The following is a 15,110-nucleotide window of genomic DNA, read 5'->3' on the forward strand; positions in this document are numbered from 1 at the left end:
CGGACGTCCCCAGGGGCCGTAGACCGTGAAGAAGCGCAGGCCGGTGGTCGGCAGCCTGAACAGATGGCTGTAGGTGTGCGCCATCAGCTCGTTGGCCTTCTTGGTGGCCGCTTACAGGCTCACCGGATGGTCGATGTTGTGGTGCTCGGAGAACGGCATCGCGGTGTTGCCACCGTAGACGCTCGAGCTCGACGCGTAGGCCAGGTGCTGCACGCCGTTGTGGCGGCAGCCCTCGAGGATGTTGGTGAAGCCGACGATGTTGCTGTCGATGTAGGCGTGCGGGTTGACCAGCGAATAGCGCACACCGGCCTGCGCGGCGAGATGGACCACGCGGTCGAACTTCTCTTCGGCGAACAGACGTGCGACGCCTTCGCGGTCGGCCACGTCCATCTTGACGAAGCGGAATCCGGGTTTCGGCGTGAGCCGAGCGAGGCGGTCGAGCTTGAGTTGCGGGTCGTAGTAGTCGTTGAGGTTGTCGAGGCCGACAACCTCGTCGCCGCGCGCGAGCAGGATCTGCGAGACGTGCATGCCGATGAATCCGGCGGCGCCTGTGACGAGGACTTTCATGCGATTTGGGTTGTCGCGCCCGGGCGAGCCGGCGCCGGATTGGGATTGCTGCGGATTGTCGTTGATGGCGAGGCCCGGACGCACCCTCCCGTTCGGGGGCACACCGGGCTGCCGAAAGTCACTCTACGCGGCCGTACGTGTCCTCAAAGCGGACGATGTCGTCTTCTCCGAGGTAGCTACCCGACTGCACTTCGATGATCTCCAGCGGCACCTTGCCCGGGTTGGCGAGGCGGTGCGTTTCGCCGAGCGGAATGTAGGTGCTCTGGTTCTCCGTCAGCAGCAGCTTGCGGTCGCCGCAGGTGACCTCAGCCGTGCCACTGACTACGATCCAATGCTCGGCGCGATGGTGGTGCATCTGCAGGCTCAGCGAAGCGCCGGGCTTGACCATGATGCGCTTAACCTGAAAGCGGCTCCCGGCATCGATACTGTCGTACCAGCCCCAGGGACGGTGCGCCAAGCGGTGCAGCGTCCGCTCGCTGCGCCCAGCGCGCTCGAGCTCGCCGACGATCTGCTTGACCTCTTGGCTGCGGCTGCGGTCGGCCACCAGCACCGCGTCCGGAGTCTCGACCACGACCACGTCGTCCAGGCCCACGACGCCGACCAGCCGGCTGGTGGCGTGAATCAGGGTGTTGCGGCTGTCGCGAATCACAGTGTCTCCGCGTGTGGCATTGCCGGCGTCGTCCTTCGCGCTGGCCTGCCAGACGGCCTCCCACGCGCCGAGGTCGTTCCAGCCGGCGTCCAGCGGCACCATGAGCAGTTCGAAGCTGCCGGTACTCGTGGAGACGGGCTCCATCACCGCGTAGTCGATCGACTCGGCGGGAATCGCCGCGAACAGCGCACGCCCGGGACGCATGAAGGAGGCGTCCGTCTGCCGACCCTCCCAGGCGCGTCGTGTGGCTTCGGCAATGTCGGGACGGAAACGCTCGATCGCCGCCAGCCAAGTGGAGGCGCGAACCACGAACATGCCGCTGTTCCAGTAGTGCTCGCCGTCGGCGAGGTAGCGCTGGGCGGTGGTGAGGCTGGGCTTCTCGACGAAGCGCTCGACGCGCAGGCAGCCGGCCTCAGCACCGCCGGACTTGATGTACCCATAGCCGGTCTCGGGCCGATCCGGGCGCACGCCCAAGATCACGATCGCCGCGCCTTCGGCCAGCCGTGCCGCGCGCTGCAGGGCCGCAGTGAACGCGGCCTCGTCGACCACGGTCTGGTCCGCCGGCGTGACCACCAGCACCGGGTCGCGTCCAGACTGCGTCGCCTGCAGCGCGGCCAGCGTCATCGCGGGCGCGGTGTTGCGGCCCATCGGCTCGAGCAGCAGGGTCGCGTCGGTGGCACCGAGTTCGCGCAGCTGCTCGAGCATCAGGAAGCGATGCTCCTCGTTGCCGACCACGCACAGTGGGGCCACCGCGATATCGCTAGCGCCGAGGCCGGCGATGCGCATCGCCGCCTGCTGGAACAAGCTGCGGTCGCCGGTGAGCACCAGGAACTGCTTGGGATACTGGGCGCGCGACAGCGGCCACAGGCGCGTACCGCTGCCGCCGGCCATGATCACAGGCTGCAGGTCAATCTTCTTCATGGACGTTGCGGCTTGAAGCCGTTTGGGTTCAAGGATTGCCAGCGCCAGCTGTCGGCGCACATCGTGTCGAGGTCGCGCCGGGCGGTCCAACCCAGTAGTTCGCGCGCGCGCGAGGCGTCGGCATAGCAGGCTGCCACGTCGCCGGGCCGGCGCGGCGCGATCTCGTATGGGATCGTGCGCCCGCAGGCGCGCCCGAAGGCGCGCAACACCTCGAACACGCTGTGGCCGCGGCCCGTGCCGAGGTTGACGATCAGCGAGCGGCCACGGTCCATCAGCTCGCGCAGCGCGGCCACGTGGCCCTCCGCGAGGTCGACCACGTGGATGTAGTCGCGCACGCCCGTGCCGTCGGGCGTGTCGTAGTCGTTGCCGAACACCTTCAGCGACTCGCGCTGCCCCACGGCGACCTGCGCGACGTAGGGCATCAGGTTGTTCGGCGTGCCCTGCGGGGCCTCACCGATCAGGCCGCTTTCATGGGCGCCGACCGGATTGAAGTAGCGCAGCAGCGCCATCGACCAGCCGGCCTCGGAGCGCTCGAGATCGCGCAGGATGGTCTCGCCCATCAGCTTGGTGGCGCCGTAGGGACTGGTGGCGGCCAGCGGCGAATCTTCCCGGATCGGCAGCGTCTCGGGCTGGCCGTAGACGGTGGCGCTGGAGCTGAAGACCAGCCGGCGGCAGCCGTGGCGCTGCATCGTCCGCGTCAGGTTGATCAGTCCGCCAAGATTGTTTCGGTAGTACTCGAGCGGCCTCACGCTGCTCTCGCCCACCGCCTTGAAGGCGGCGAAGTGAACCACGGCATCGATGCGATGGCGGCGGAACAGCGCGTCGAGAGCGACTTCGTCGCCGACGTCGCCGCGCTCGAACGCCGGCGCCTGCCCGGACAGACGCTGCAGCCGGGCCAGCACCTCGGGTGAGCTGTTGGAGAAGTCGTCCAGCCCGATCACCCGCAGGCCGGCTTCCTGCAGGGCCAGCCAGGTGTGCGAGCCGATGAAGCCGGTGGCGCCGGTCAGGAGAATCGTGGGAGCGGTATTCATGGCGTTCTTTTGCCCTTCGATTCTGGGCCGGGGTGAAGCCGGACAGGGGCCACGTACTCGGGGGGGTCACGGCGCCGTGCCTACAATCCGTGAATGCTGCACAGCTTGCAAGCGCTCGCCTCACGGGCGGTGATCGAGCGCGCCATCCTCCTGGCCAACCACGTCATCGCCGGCGAGCCCGTGGCCGCCCAGCGCCTGGCTGCGCATGCCGGGCGATGCCTCGTCCTCGAACCGCAAGGCTGGCCGGCCCTGCTGCCGCCGGTGCCGCCGCTGGGCGTGCGCATCACGCCGGCCGGCCTGCTGGAGTGGTGCGGCGACGAGTTGCCCGGTGCGCCCGAACTGCGCGTCACGGTCGATGCCTCGAACCCTGCGCTCGCGCTGGTGCGAGCCCTCGGCGGCGAGAAGCCACGCATCGAGGTGGCCGGCGACGCACAGTTCGCCACCGACGTCAACTGGCTGTTCGACAACCTGCGCTGGGACCTGGAAGACGACCTGGCCCGGCTGATCGGCGACGCGCCGGCGCGCGAGCTGTCGAAGTTCGGCGGCAGCGTGGCCGCGGCGCTGCGCGAGGCGGTGCGCGGCATCGGCAGCCTGGCCTCGCGGCTGCGCGGCGGCCGCGACGGCACGGGCGGACCGACGCCGCGATGAGGCACGTCGGGCGGCTCGTCTTCATCTGCGTCACGGTTCTGCGCTACGGGCTGGACGAGCTGGCGCTGTCCAGCTTCCGCCAGGGCTGGGTGCGGGCGCTGGTGCGTGTGCTGACGATCGGCCGCCGCCTCGACGAACCGCGCGGCGTGCGCCTGCGCAAGGGGCTGGAACGGCTGGGGCCGATCTTCGTCAAGTTCGGCCAGGTGCTGTCGACGCGGCGCGACCTGCTGCCGCCGGACTACGCCGAGGAACTCGCCAAGCTGCAGGACCGCGTGCCGCCGTTCCCGGCGGCGCAGTCGCGCGCGCTGGTGGAGAAGGCGTTTGGCCGGCCGATCGACGAGATCTTCGCCAGCTTCGACGCCGAACCGGTGGCCAGCGCCTCGATCGCACAGGTGCACTTCGCCACGCTGAAGGACGGCCGCGAGGTCGCGGTCAAGGTGCTGCGCCCGGGCATGCTCGAGGTGATCGACGACGACCTCACGCTGATGCGCACGCTGGCCGCGTGGGTCGAGCGGCTGTCGGTCGACGGCAAGCGCCTGAAGCCACGCGAGGTGGTGGCCGAGTTCGACAACTACCTGCATGACGAACTCGACCTGGTGCGCGAGGCCTCCAACGCCGCCCAGCTGCGGCGCAACATGGAGGATCTGCGGCTGGTGATGGTGCCCGAGATGATCTGGGACCTGTGCACCCAGGGCGTGATCGTGATGGAGCGCATGAAGGGCGTGCCGATCAGCCAGATCGACCGCCTGCGCGATGCCGGGGTGGACATCCGGAAACTGGCGCGCGACGGCGTAACCATCTTCTTCACCCAGGTGTTCCGCGACGGCTTCTTCCACGCCGACATGCACCCGGGCAACATCCAGGTGAGCATCGCGCCCGAGACCTTCGGCCGTTACATCGCGCTGGACTTCGGCATCGTCGGCACGCTCACCGAGTTCGACAAGGAATACCTGGCGCAGAACTTCATCGCCTTCTTCCGCCGCGACTACAAGCGCGTGGCCGAGCTGCACGTGGAAAGCGGCTGGGTGCCGCGCGAGACCCGCGTCGACGCGCTCGAAGGCGCGATCCGCGCCGTCTGCGAGCCTCACTTCGACCGCCCGCTGAAGGACATCTCGCTCGGCCAGGTGCTGCTGCGGCTGTTCCAGACCTCGCGGCGCTTCAACGTCGAGATCCAGCCGCAGCTGGTGCTGCTGCAGAAGACGCTGCTCAACGTCGAGGGCCTGGGCCGCGAGCTCGACCCCGACCTCGACCTGTGGAACACCGCCAAGCCCTTCCTCGAGCGCTGGATGAACGAGCAGATCGGCTGGCGTGGCCTGGCCGAGCGGCTGAAGAACGAGGCGCCGCGCTACGTGCAGCTGCTGCCCGAGCTGCCGCGGCTGATCCACCAGGCGCTGCAGCGCGAGCCGGCGCCGGACGCCCGTGCCCTGGAACTGCTGGTGGAGGAGCAGCGCCGGCTCAACCGCACGCTGTCGCGGCTGCTCTGGCTGGCCGGGGCGGTGGTGGCCGCCTGCGCGGGGCTGGCCCTGTTCCTGCTACGGACAGGCTGACGCGCGGGTACACTGCGCGCCAGTTTTTTCGACCACCTCCCTAGCCAGCGAGGAAAGAGCCGTGCTGATCACCTTCGTCGTCATCTACATGGCCGTGACCATCGGCATCGGCCTGATCGCCGCGCGCCGGGTGCACAACTCCAAGGATTACCTCGTCGCCGGCCGCAGCCTGCCTCTGTACATGAACGTGGCGACGGTCTTCGCCACCTGGTTCGGCGCCGAAACCGTGCTGGCCGTCTCGGCCACGTTCGCCAAGGACGGCCTCAACGGCATCCCCGGCGACCCGTTCGGCGCCTCGGTCTGCCTGGTGCTGGCGGCGCTGTTGTTCGCCAAGCTGTTCTACAAGATGAACCTGCTGACGATCGGCGACTTCTACAAGCACCGCTACGGCAAGGGCGTAGAAGTGCTGACCAGCCTGGCCATCACCGCCAGCTATCTCGGCTGGACCTCGGCGCAGATGACGGCGCTGGGCTTGGTGATCCACGTGCTGTCCGGCGGCGCGGTCGAGCTGAACAACGCCATCCTGATCGGCGCCGGCGTGGTGCTGATCTACACCATCTTCGGCGGCATGTGGTCGGTGGCTTTCACCGACCTGTTCCAGACGGTGATCATCATCTTCGGCCTGTCATTGGTGGCCTACGTCGTCAGCGACATGGCCGGCGGCCCGGCCAAGGTGATCTCGCAGGCGGCGGCCGAGGGCAAGCTGGTGATGTTCCCGGCCGAGATGGATGCCGCGGCGTACTGGGCGATGGCGGGCGCCTTCTTCGCCTTCGCCTTCGGATCCATCCCGCAGCAGGACGTGTTCCAGCGCATGACCAGCGCCAAGAACGAGAAGACCGCCGTGCGCGGCACCGTGCTGGGCGCGCTGATCTACTTCTGCTTCGCCTTCGTGCCCATCTTCATCGGCTATGCCGCGCTGGTGGCCGACCCGGGGCTGAAGGAACTGTTCGACTCGGACGACGCCCGCCAGATCCAGCGCATCCTGCCCGACCTGGTGCTGGGCCAGATGCCGGTGTGGGCGCAGGTGATGTTCTTCGGCGCGCTGCTGTCGGCCATCCTGTCCACCGCCAGCGGCGCGCTGCTGGCGCCCACGGCGATCTTCACCGAGAACGTGCTGCGCCCCTTTGTGCCGAACATGGGCGACCGCCAGTTCCTGCTGACCCTGCGCATCATCCTGGTGACCTTCTGCGCCGCCGCGCTGCTGTTCGCCGTGAACAGCAAGAGCACCATGTACGAGATGGTGCAGAACGCCTACAACGTGACCCTGGTCGGCGCCTTCGTGCCGCTGCTGGCCGGCGCCTACTGGAAGAAGGCCAACACGCAAGGGGCGCTGGCCGCCATCGTGTTCGGCGTCGGTTTCTGGCTCGGCGCCAACACGCTCGCGCCCGAGGCGATGATCCCGCCCAACCTGATCGGCCTGTTCGCCTCGGCGATCTTCATGGTCATCGGCTCGCTGGCGCCGTCGATCATCAGGAACCACGGCCACTCGATCGAGCACACCCTGCAGCAGGCCGCCAGCCACGCGCACCACGAGCGCCGCCAGGCCGCCGGCCACTGATCGCGGGAGCCGCCCGAACGGGCGCGGCGCCGGCAGGCCCGGCACCGCGCCCTTATAATTTGCGGTTTTCCTTTCTGCATCAAGGATTTAGTCCATGCCGATCTACGCCTATCGCTGCACTGCCTGCGGCCACGCGAAAGACGTGCTGCAGAAGATATCCGACCCGGTGCTGACCACCTGCCCGGCCTGCGGCGCCGAGAGCTTCTCCAAGCAGCTCACCGCCGCCGGCTTCCAGCTCAAGGGGTCGGGCTGGTACGCCACCGACTTCAAGGGCGGCGGCGGCGCCGCCAAACCGGCCGACACGAAGAGCGACAGCGCCGCGCCGGCCGCGCCCTCGTCCACCGACGGCGGTTCTTCCGGCGGCACGACGGCCGCCGCCGGCGCTTGCGGCGGCTCCTGCGCCTGCCATTGAGGCGGCGCGCCGAAAGCCACCCTTGAAGAAATACCTCATCGCCGGATTGCTGGTCTGGCTGCCGCTGGCGCTCACCATCTGGGTGCTGACGTCGGTGCTGGGCCTGCTCGACGGCATGTTCGGGTGGTTCCTCACCGCCACGCAGGCGGTGCTGCCGGCCTCGGCCACGGCGCCGCTGGAGATGCTGCGCCGCATCCCGGGGCTGGGGCTGGTGGTCACGCTGGTGGCGCTGCTGCTCACCGGCATCTTCGCCACCAACATCGTCGGCCAGTGGTGGCTGCGCCAGGGCAGCAAGCTGCTCAACCGCATCCCGATCGTCAAGTCGATCTACAACTCGATCAAGCAGGTCTCGGACACGCTGTTCTCCAGCAGCGGCAACGCCTTCCGCGAAGCCGTGCTGGTGCAGTACCCGCGCGAGGGCGCGTGGACCATCGCCTTCGTCACCGGCAAGCCTGGCGGCGAGACGGCGCACCACCTGCCCGGCGACTACCTCAGCGTCTACGTGCCGACCACGCCCAACCCCACCTCGGGCTTCTTCCTGATGGTGCCGCGGCGCGACGTGATCGAGCTCGCGATGAGCGTCGACGAGGCGTTGAAGTACGTCATCTCGATGGGCGTGGTGGCGCCGCCTCTGCCGGCGGCTGCCGCGCTTGCCGCCGAACCGGCCCGAAATTGAGGGGGTGCTGCCCGGCCTCGCGCCGGCCGCAGCGCCCCACCTCCCCACGCCGCACACGCACCGAACCGAATTCCGGAGAAGAACCATGAGAACCACGTACTGCGGCCTCGTCAGCGAGGCCCTGCTCGGCCAGACCGTCACGCTGATGGGCTGGGCACACCGCCGCCGCGACCATGGCGGCGTGATCTTCGTCGACCTGCGCGACCGCGAAGGCATCGTGCAGGTGGTCTGCGACCCCGACCGCCCCGAGATGTTCAAGGTGGCCGAGGACATCCGCAACGAGTTCTGCCTGAAGATCACCGGCAAGGTGCGCGAGCGGCCGGCCGGCACCACCAACGCCAACATCACCAGCGGCAAGGTCGAGGTGCTGTGCCACGAGATCGAGGTGCTCAACCCGTCGGTCACGCCGCCGTTCCAGCTCGACGAGGAAAACCTCTCCGAGACCACGCGGCTGACGCACCGCGTGCTCGACCTGCGCCGACCGCCGATGCAGCGCAACCTGATGCTGCGCTACCGCGTGGCGATGGAGGTGCGCAAGTTCCTCGACGCCAACGGCTTCATCGACATCGAGACGCCGATGCTCACCAAGAGCACGCCGGAGGGCGCTCGGGACTACCTCGTGCCCAGCCGCGTGCACGACGGCATGTTCTTCGCGCTGCCGCAGTCGCCCCAGCTGTTCAAGCAGCTGCTGATGGTGGCGGGCTTCGACCGCTACTACCAGATCGTCAAGTGCTTCCGCGACGAGGACCTGCGCGCCGACCGCCAGCCCGAGTTCACGCAGATCGACATCGAGACCTCCTTCCTCACCGAGGAGGAGATCCGCACGATGTTCGAGGGCATGATCCGCAGCACCTTCAAGCACGCGATCGGCGTGGAGCTGCCGGCCTTCCCGGTGATGAAGTACGCCGACGCGATGCGCCTGTACGGTTCGGACAAGCCCGACCTGCGCGTCAAGCTCGAGTTCACCGAGCTGACCGACGTGATGAAGGACGTGGACTTCAAGGTGTTCTCCGGCCCGGCCAACGCGGCCGACGGCCGCGTGGTCGCGCTGCGCGTGCCCGGCGGCGGCGAGATGAGCCGCGGCGAGATCGACGCCTACACCGAGTTCGTCAAGATCTACGGCGCCAAGGGCCTGGCCTGGATCAAGGTCAACGACACGGCCAAGGGCCGCGAGGGCCTGCAGTCGCCGATCGTCAAGAACCTGCACGACAAGGCGATCGCCGACATCCTTGCGCGCACCGGTGCCGCCAATGGCGACCTGCTCTTCTTCGGCGCCGACAAGGCCAAGGTCGTCAACGACGCGATCGGCGCGCTGCGCATCAAGGTCGGCCACAGCGAGTTCGGCCGTGCGCGCGGCCTGGTGCAGGGCCAGTGGGAGCCGCTGTGGGTGGTCGACTTCCCGATGTTCGAGTACGACGACGAGGCGCAGCGCTGGAACGCGGTGCACCATCCGTTCACCAGCCCGAAGGACGGCCACGAGGACTGGCTCGAGACCAACCCCGGCGCCTGCATCGCCAAGGCCTACGACGTGGTGCTCAACGGCATCGAGCTCGGCGGCGGCTCGGTGCGTATCCACCGCGAGGAGGTGCAGAGCAAGGTGTTCCGCGCGCTGAAGATCGACGCCGAGGAAGCGCAGCTGAAGTTCGGCTTCCTGCTCGACGCGCTGAAGTACGGCGCGCCGCCGCACGGCGGTATCGCCATCGGCCTGGACCGCTTCGTGATGCTGATGACCGGCGCCGAGAGCCTGCGCGACGTGATCGCCTTCCCGAAGACCCAGCGCGCGCAGTGCCTGCTGACCAACGCGCCCAGCCCGGTCGACGAGAAGCAGCTGCGCGAGCTGCACATCCGGCTGCGCAACCCGATGCCGCTGGCCTGAACGGGCGAACGGGCATCGGGGCTCGTGCAGAATCGACGGGGCGCCTTCGGGCGCCCCTTCTTCTTGCGCGCATGGCACGCCCCTACAAGATCCCGGAATCGGTGCTCGTCGTCATCCACACGCCCGAGCGCGAGGTGCTGCTGATCGAGCGTGCCGACGCCCCCGGCACCTGGCAGAGCGTGACCGGCTCGAAGGACCGCGAGGACGAACCCTTCGACGAGACGGCCATGCGCGAGGTGGCCGAGGAAACGGGCATCGTCGTCGGCTCGGCGCGTGTGCCGCGCGAGGCGCTGGTCGACTGGAATTTGCGCAATGTCTACGAGATCTACCCCGCCTGGCGGCATCGTTATGCACCGGGGGTGACGCGCAACACCGAGCATGTCTTCGGCCTGACGGTGGCACGCGACACGCCCATCGTGCTGGCGCCGCGCGAGCACCTCGCCTGGCGCTGGCTGCCGTGGCGGGAGGCGGCCGACGCCTGCTTCTCGTTCAGCAACGCCGAGGCCATCCTGCAACTGCCGCGCTTCGCCCGATGAGACCGCATCCGCATTCCACCTACGGCCACGGCGACACCCTGCGCGTGGCCACCTACAACATCCACAAGGGCGTGCGCGGCGTAGGCCCGCGCAAGCGCCTGGAGATCCACAACCTCGGCCTGGGCATCGAGGCGCTGGACGCCGACCTGGTGTTCCTGCAGGAGGTGCGCAGCTTCCACCACCGCGAGGCGCGCCGTTTCGAGCGCACCTGGTTCGGCTGGCCGAAGGAGGGCCAGGCCGATTTCCTCGCCCCCGAGGGCTACGAGGTGGCCTACCGCACCAACGCGGTCACCAAGCACGGCGAGCACGGCAATGCGCTGCTGTCGCGCTGGCCGATCGGCGACGTCGGCCACCACGACGTCAGCGACCACCGCTTCGAGCAGCGCGGGCTGCTGCACGTGCCGGTGAGCTGGAACGGCAGCCTGGTGCACGCCGTCGTCGCCCACCTCGGGCTGATGCACGCCAGCCGCGTGCGACAGGTGGAACGGCTGGCCGCCTTCATCGAGGCCCACGTGCCGGCCGGCGAGTTGCTGGTGGTGGCCGGCGACTTCAACGACTGGGGCGAGAAGCTCGATGCGCCGATGCGGGAGTGCGGCCTCGACCGCGCCGGTAACGGCGCGCGGCTGACCACCTTCCCCTCGCGCGTGCCGGTGTTCTCGCTGGACCGCATCTACACCCGCGGCCTGCGCTGCGTGTCCAGCACGGTGCCGCGCGGCACGGCCTGGGCGCGCATGTCCGACCACCTGCCGCTGGTGGCCGAGCTCGTGCTCGCATGAAGGGCGATGCGCCGCGCGCCGAACACGAGCTGACGCTGCTCAAGGGCGGCGTCGAGCTGTTCCCGGCGATGGTGCAGGCCATCGACGCGGCGCGCAGCCAGGTGATGCTCGAGACCTACATCTTCGACTTCGCCCATTCGGCGCTGTCGGTGGCCGAGGCGCTCGAGCGCGCTGCCGCGCGCGGCGTGACGGTGCGCGTGGTGATCGACGGCGTGGGCACCGGCGAGGTGCCCGAGGCATGGCACGCCCGCTGGGCGGCGGCGGGGGTGCGCTGGCGCGTCTTCAACCCGGCGCACGGCTGGCGGCTGCTGGTGCCGCGCGGCTGGCGCCGGCTGCACCGCAAGCTGTGCGTGGTCGACGGCGACGTGGCCTTCTGCGGTGGCATCAACCTGCTCGACGACCACCACGACCCCAATCACGGGCCGCTGGCGCAGCCGCGGCTGGATTTCGCGGTGCGCGTGCGCGGCCCGCTGGTCGGCGACGTGCACGACACGATGACGCGCCTGTGGTGGCGGCTGCAGACCGCGCGCAAGCTGCGCCAGGCCGATCCGGAAGGCACGCTCGCGGCGGTGCGTGCCGCAGCCAACGCCGGTGTCGAGGAGCCAACCCACAGCCGGCGCATGGGCACCGGCGTGCGAGCCTCGCTGGTGCTGCGCGACAACTTCCGCTTCCGGCGCCGCATCGAGAGCGTCTATCGCCTCGCCATCTCGCAGGCGCGGCGCGAGATCGTCATCGCCAACGCCTACTTCGTGCCCGGCGTCCAGCTGCAGCGGGCGCTGATCCGCGCAGCCCGCCGCGGCGTGAAGATCACGCTGCTGCTGCAGGGGCGCTACGAATACTTCATGCAGTACCACGCCAGCCGCGCGGTGTACGGCCCGATGCTGGAGGCCGGCATCGAGATCATCGAGTACGAGGCCAGCTTCCTGCACGCCAAGGTGGCGGTGATGGACACGCCGCACGGCGCGCTGTCGACGGTGGGCTCGTCCAACCTCGATCCGTTCAGCCTGCTGCTGGCGCGCGAGGCCAACGTCTTCGTGCGCGACGACGCCTTCGCCGCCGAGGTGATGGGCCACCTGCGCCATGCCATCGCCCAGCAGGGCCGGCGCGTGGCACCCGACGCACACCTGCGCCGCTCGCTGGCGACGCGCCTGGCGAACTGGCTGGCCTACGCCGGCATGCGCCTGATGATCATGATCGCCGGGAAGCGCTACTGATGGACCTGGTGGTGCAGCGCCCGCAGGGCCTGTACTGCCCGCCGGGCGACTTCTACATCGACCCCTGGCGGCCGGTCGACCGCGCAGTGATCACCCACGCCCATGCCGACCACGCCCGCCGTGGCCATGGCCACTACCTCGCCGCGACGCCGGCCGCGGGCGTGCTGCGCGCGCGGCTGGGCGAGATCACGCTGCAGCCGCTGGCCTACGGCGAGCCGGTCGAACACCGCGGCGTGCGCGTCAGCCTGCACCCGGCCGGCCACGTGCTTGGTTCGGCGCAGGTGCGGCTCGAGCACGGCGGGCAGGTGTGGGTGGCCTCGGGCGACTACTTCGTCAGCGGCGCGGGCGACGACAACCGCACCTGCGCGCCCTTCGAGCCGGTGCGCTGCGACTGCTTCATCACCGAATCGACCTTCGGCCTGCCGATCTACCGCTGGCGGCCGCAGCGCGAGGTGTTCGCCGACATCGACGCCTGGTGGCGAGCCAACGCCGCGGCCGGCCGCGCCAGCGTGCTGATGGGCTACAGCTTCGGCAAGGCGCAGCGCATCCTCGCCGGCGTCGACGCCTCGATCGGGCCGATCCTGGTGCACGGCGCGGTGGAGCCGCTCAACGAGGCCTACCGCACGGCCGGCGTCGCCTTGCCACCGACGCAGAACGCAACCGACGCGAAGGACAAGGCGGTGCTCTCCCGTGCATTGGTGGTCGCGCCGCCGGCGGTGGCGGGTTCGGCCTGGCTCAAGCGCTTCGGCGAATACGCCGATGCGTTCGCCAGCGGCTGGATGCAGCTGCGCGGCGCGCGCCGCCGCCAGGGCGTGGACCGCGGCTTCGTGCTGTCCGACCATGCCGACTGGCCGGGGTTGCAGCGCGCCATCGCCGCCACCGGCGCGAGCCGCGTGATCGTCACCCACGGCTACGAGGCGGTGATGGTGCGCTGGCTCGCCGAGCAGGGTCTGCAGGCGGGCTCCTTCGCCACCGAGTACGGCGACGAGGAACCGGCATGAAGCGCTTCGCGCGCCTCTTCGCCGAGCTCGATGCGAGCACGGCCACGAACGACAAGCTCGCCGCCCTGCAGCGCTACTACGCCGAGGCGCCGGCGGCTGACGCGGCCTGGGCCACCTATTTCCTTGCCGGCGGAAAGCCGCGGCAGACCGTGCCCACCGCGACGCTGCGCACGCTGGCGGCACAACGCGCCGGCATCGCCGAGTGGCTGTTCGAGGAGTGCTACCAGGCGGTGGGCGACCTGGCCGAGACCATCGCGCACGTGCTGCCGGCGCCCGCGCGGCGCAGCGAGCTGGGCCTGGCGCAGTGGGTGCAGCAGCGTCTGCTGCCGCTGCGCGGGTCCGAGCCTGCCGCGCAGTCGGCGCAGCTGCTTTCCTGGTGGGACGAGCTCGACGCGCCCGAGCGCTTCCTGCTCGTCAAGCTGATCGGCGGCGGCTTTCGCGTCGGGGTCAGCAAGCTGCTGGTGCAGCGTGCGCTGGCGGCGCATGCGGGGATCGACGCCAAGCTGGTCGCGCAGCGCATGATGGGCTACACCGATGCGCAGGCGCGGCCGGACGAAGCGGCCTTCGCGGCGCTCGTCGCGCCGGCCGGCGAGGGCCGCATGGCACCCGGCCAGCCGTATCCGTTCTTCCTCGCCCACGCGCTCGACGTGCCGCACCAAGACTTCGATGCCCGGCTCGGGTCGCCGGCCGACTGGCTGGTGGAATGGAAGTACGACGGCGTCCGCGCGCAGATCGTGCGGCGCGAGGGCACTTGCTGGATCTGGTCGCGCGGCGAGGAACTGGTGACCGAGCGCTTCCCCGAGGTCGTCGCGGCGGCCCAGGGCCTGCCGGACGGCAGCGTGCTCGACGGCGAGATCGTGGCCTGGAACGACGGTGCACTGGCGCCGTTCCAGCGGCTGCAGCAGCGCATCGGCCGCAAGTCGCTGACGAAGAAGATCCTCGCCGAGGCGCCGGTGACCTTCATTGCCTACGACCTGCTGGAGGCGCAGGGCGAAGACCTGCGCGAGCGGCCGCAGCACGAGCGCCGTGCGCGGCTCGAGGCGGTGCTGCGCGGCACGCCGCTGCAGCTCTCGCCACAGCTGGCCGGCGAGCGCTGGGACGAGCTGGCCGCCCTGCGCGAGCAGTCGCGAGAGCGCCGCGTCGAGGGCTTCATGCTCAAGCACCGCGAGGCGCGCTACGGCAGCGGCAGGACGAAGGCCGACGGCACCTGGTGGAAGTGGAAGATCGAGCCGCTGTCGGTGGATGCGGTGCTGGTCTACGCGCAGGCCGGCCACGGCCGCCGCGCCAGCGTCTACACCGACTACACCTTCGCGGTGTGGAGCCGTGCGCCGCGCGACGCCGCCGAAGCGCAGGCGGTGCTCGACGCCATCGAACGCCGCGAGCCTGCCCCGCCCGGCGCACTGCAGCTGGTGACCTTCGCCAAGGCCTACTCGGGCCTGAGCGACGCCGAGTTCCGCGAGGTCGACCGCGTGATCCGCCAGACCACCATCGAGAAGTTCGGCCCGGTGCGCAGCGTCAGGCCCTCGCTGGTGTTCGAGCTGGGCTTCGAGGGCATAGCCCGCAGTCCTCGGCACAAGAGCGGCATCGCGGTGCGCTTCCCGCGCATGCTGCGCCTCCGCGCCGACAAGCCGCTGCACGAGGCCGACACGCTGCAGACGCTCGAGGCGCTGCTCGGCGTAGCATGATCGCCTTCAGGGA

The 15,110-nt window shown here is 69.7% G+C and carries 13 protein-coding genes and 1 pseudogene; 11 read left to right on the top strand and 3 right to left on the bottom strand.

Translation table 11 applies throughout. The features are described from left to right. The 3 genes and pseudogenes from AB7U92_RS01955 to galE form a co-directional block, all read right to left on the bottom strand. Positions 1-567: pseudogene (locus AB7U92_RS01955) on the bottom strand (NAD-dependent epimerase/dehydratase family protein); the annotation flags it as partial. Between the two features lie 118 nt (positions 568-685). After that, positions 686-2,137 carry a mannose-1-phosphate guanylyltransferase/mannose-6-phosphate isomerase gene (locus AB7U92_RS01960; protein WP_428574237.1) on the bottom strand — a complete coding sequence of 484 codons (1,452 nt, stop codon included), beginning with the start codon at positions 2,135-2,137 and terminating at the stop codon, positions 686-688. After that, positions 2,134-3,168 carry a UDP-glucose 4-epimerase GalE gene (gene galE, locus AB7U92_RS01965; protein WP_428574179.1) on the bottom strand — a complete coding sequence of 345 codons (1,035 nt, stop codon included), beginning with the start codon at positions 3,166-3,168 and terminating at the stop codon, positions 2,134-2,136. The genes AB7U92_RS01960 and galE overlap by 4 nt, the downstream gene beginning before the upstream one ends. 93 nt (positions 3,169-3,261) lie before the next feature. On the opposite strand from galE, the gene AB7U92_RS01970 reads away from it, so the two are divergent. The 11 genes from AB7U92_RS01970 (at position 3,262) to AB7U92_RS02020 (ending at position 15,097) form a co-directional block, all read left to right on the top strand. Further along, positions 3,262-3,816, top strand: a complete 555-nt coding sequence (locus AB7U92_RS01970) for a hypothetical protein (protein ID WP_428574181.1) — start codon at positions 3,262-3,264, stop codon at positions 3,814-3,816. Next, a complete protein-coding gene (ubiB, locus tag AB7U92_RS01975) occupies positions 3,813-5,363 on the top strand; it encodes a ubiquinone biosynthesis regulatory protein kinase UbiB (protein WP_428574183.1) in 1,551 nt (516 codons plus the stop codon). The genes AB7U92_RS01970 and ubiB overlap by 4 nt, the downstream gene beginning before the upstream one ends. 61 nt (positions 5,364-5,424) lie before the next feature. Continuing rightward, positions 5,425-6,921 carry a sodium:solute symporter family protein gene (locus AB7U92_RS01980; protein WP_428574186.1) on the top strand — a complete coding sequence of 499 codons (1,497 nt, stop codon included), beginning with the start codon at positions 5,425-5,427 and terminating at the stop codon, positions 6,919-6,921. 94 nt (positions 6,922-7,015) lie between these two features. After that, positions 7,016-7,333: an FmdB family zinc ribbon protein gene (locus AB7U92_RS01985; protein ID WP_428574188.1), complete on the top strand. Its 318-nt coding sequence runs from the start codon at positions 7,016-7,018 to the stop codon at positions 7,331-7,333. A gap of 22 nt (positions 7,334-7,355) precedes the next feature. After that, the gene (locus AB7U92_RS01990; RefSeq protein ID WP_428574190.1) at positions 7,356-8,009 is read left to right on the top strand and encodes a DUF502 domain-containing protein; all 654 of its coding nucleotides are present in this window, start codon (positions 7,356-7,358) and stop codon (positions 8,007-8,009) included. Between the two features lie 85 nt (positions 8,010-8,094). Next, positions 8,095-9,885 (top strand): aspartate--tRNA ligase, encoded by a 1,791-nt coding sequence (aspS, locus tag AB7U92_RS01995; RefSeq protein WP_428574192.1) that lies wholly within the window; start codon positions 8,095-8,097, stop codon positions 9,883-9,885. Between the two features lie 71 nt (positions 9,886-9,956). Beyond that, positions 9,957-10,421: a dihydroneopterin triphosphate diphosphatase gene (gene nudB / locus AB7U92_RS02000; protein WP_428574194.1), complete on the top strand. Its 465-nt coding sequence runs from the start codon at positions 9,957-9,959 to the stop codon at positions 10,419-10,421. After that, complete coding sequence (locus AB7U92_RS02005; protein WP_428574196.1) at positions 10,418-11,197, top strand: endonuclease/exonuclease/phosphatase family protein; 780 nt, start codon at positions 10,418-10,420, stop codon at positions 11,195-11,197. Before nudB ends, AB7U92_RS02005 begins: the two co-directional genes overlap by 4 nt. Next, on the top strand, positions 11,194-12,411 hold the full coding sequence (gene clsB, locus AB7U92_RS02010) for a cardiolipin synthase ClsB (protein WP_428574198.1): 1,218 nt from the start codon (positions 11,194-11,196) through the stop codon (positions 12,409-12,411). The genes AB7U92_RS02005 and clsB overlap by 4 nt, the downstream gene beginning before the upstream one ends. Then, a complete protein-coding gene (locus AB7U92_RS02015; RefSeq protein WP_428574200.1) occupies positions 12,411-13,412 on the top strand; it encodes a ligase-associated DNA damage response exonuclease in 1,002 nt (333 codons plus the stop codon). The genes clsB and AB7U92_RS02015 overlap by 1 nt, the downstream gene beginning before the upstream one ends. Continuing rightward, positions 13,409-15,097 carry an ATP-dependent DNA ligase gene (locus AB7U92_RS02020; RefSeq protein WP_428574202.1) on the top strand — a complete coding sequence of 563 codons (1,689 nt, stop codon included), beginning with the start codon at positions 13,409-13,411 and terminating at the stop codon, positions 15,095-15,097. Before AB7U92_RS02015 ends, AB7U92_RS02020 begins: the two co-directional genes overlap by 4 nt. The last annotated feature ends 13 nt before the right edge of the window (positions 15,098-15,110 follow it).

The sequence above is a fragment of the Piscinibacter sp. genome (assembly GCF_050175855.1).
GTDB lineage: Bacteria > Pseudomonadota > Gammaproteobacteria > Burkholderiales > Burkholderiaceae_C > Piscinibacter.

Bases quoted from the DNA above. Each gene is read 5' to 3' on its own strand.
- AB7U92_RS01960 (WP_428574237.1), bottom strand. From the start codon at position 2,137: ATGAAGAAGATTGACCTGCAGCCTGTGATCATGGCCGGCGGCAGCGGT.
- galE (WP_428574179.1), bottom strand. From the start codon at position 3,168: ATGAATACCGCTCCCACGATTCTCCTGACCGGCGCCACCGGCTTCATC.
- AB7U92_RS01970 (WP_428574181.1), top strand. From the start codon at position 3,262: ATGCTGCACAGCTTGCAAGCGCTCGCCTCACGGGCGGTGATCGAGCGC.
- ubiB (WP_428574183.1), top strand. From the start codon at position 3,813: ATGAGGCACGTCGGGCGGCTCGTCTTCATCTGCGTCACGGTTCTGCGC.
- AB7U92_RS01985 (WP_428574188.1), top strand. From the start codon at position 7,016: ATGCCGATCTACGCCTATCGCTGCACTGCCTGCGGCCACGCGAAAGAC.
- aspS (WP_428574192.1), top strand. From the start codon at position 8,095: ATGAGAACCACGTACTGCGGCCTCGTCAGCGAGGCCCTGCTCGGCCAG.
- nudB (WP_428574194.1), top strand. From the start codon at position 9,957: ATGGCACGCCCCTACAAGATCCCGGAATCGGTGCTCGTCGTCATCCAC.
- AB7U92_RS02005 (WP_428574196.1), top strand. From the start codon at position 10,418: ATGAGACCGCATCCGCATTCCACCTACGGCCACGGCGACACCCTGCGC.
- clsB (WP_428574198.1), top strand. From the start codon at position 11,194: ATGAAGGGCGATGCGCCGCGCGCCGAACACGAGCTGACGCTGCTCAAG.
- AB7U92_RS02015 (WP_428574200.1), top strand. From the start codon at position 12,411: ATGGACCTGGTGGTGCAGCGCCCGCAGGGCCTGTACTGCCCGCCGGGC.
- AB7U92_RS02020 (WP_428574202.1), top strand. From the start codon at position 13,409: ATGAAGCGCTTCGCGCGCCTCTTCGCCGAGCTCGATGCGAGCACGGCC.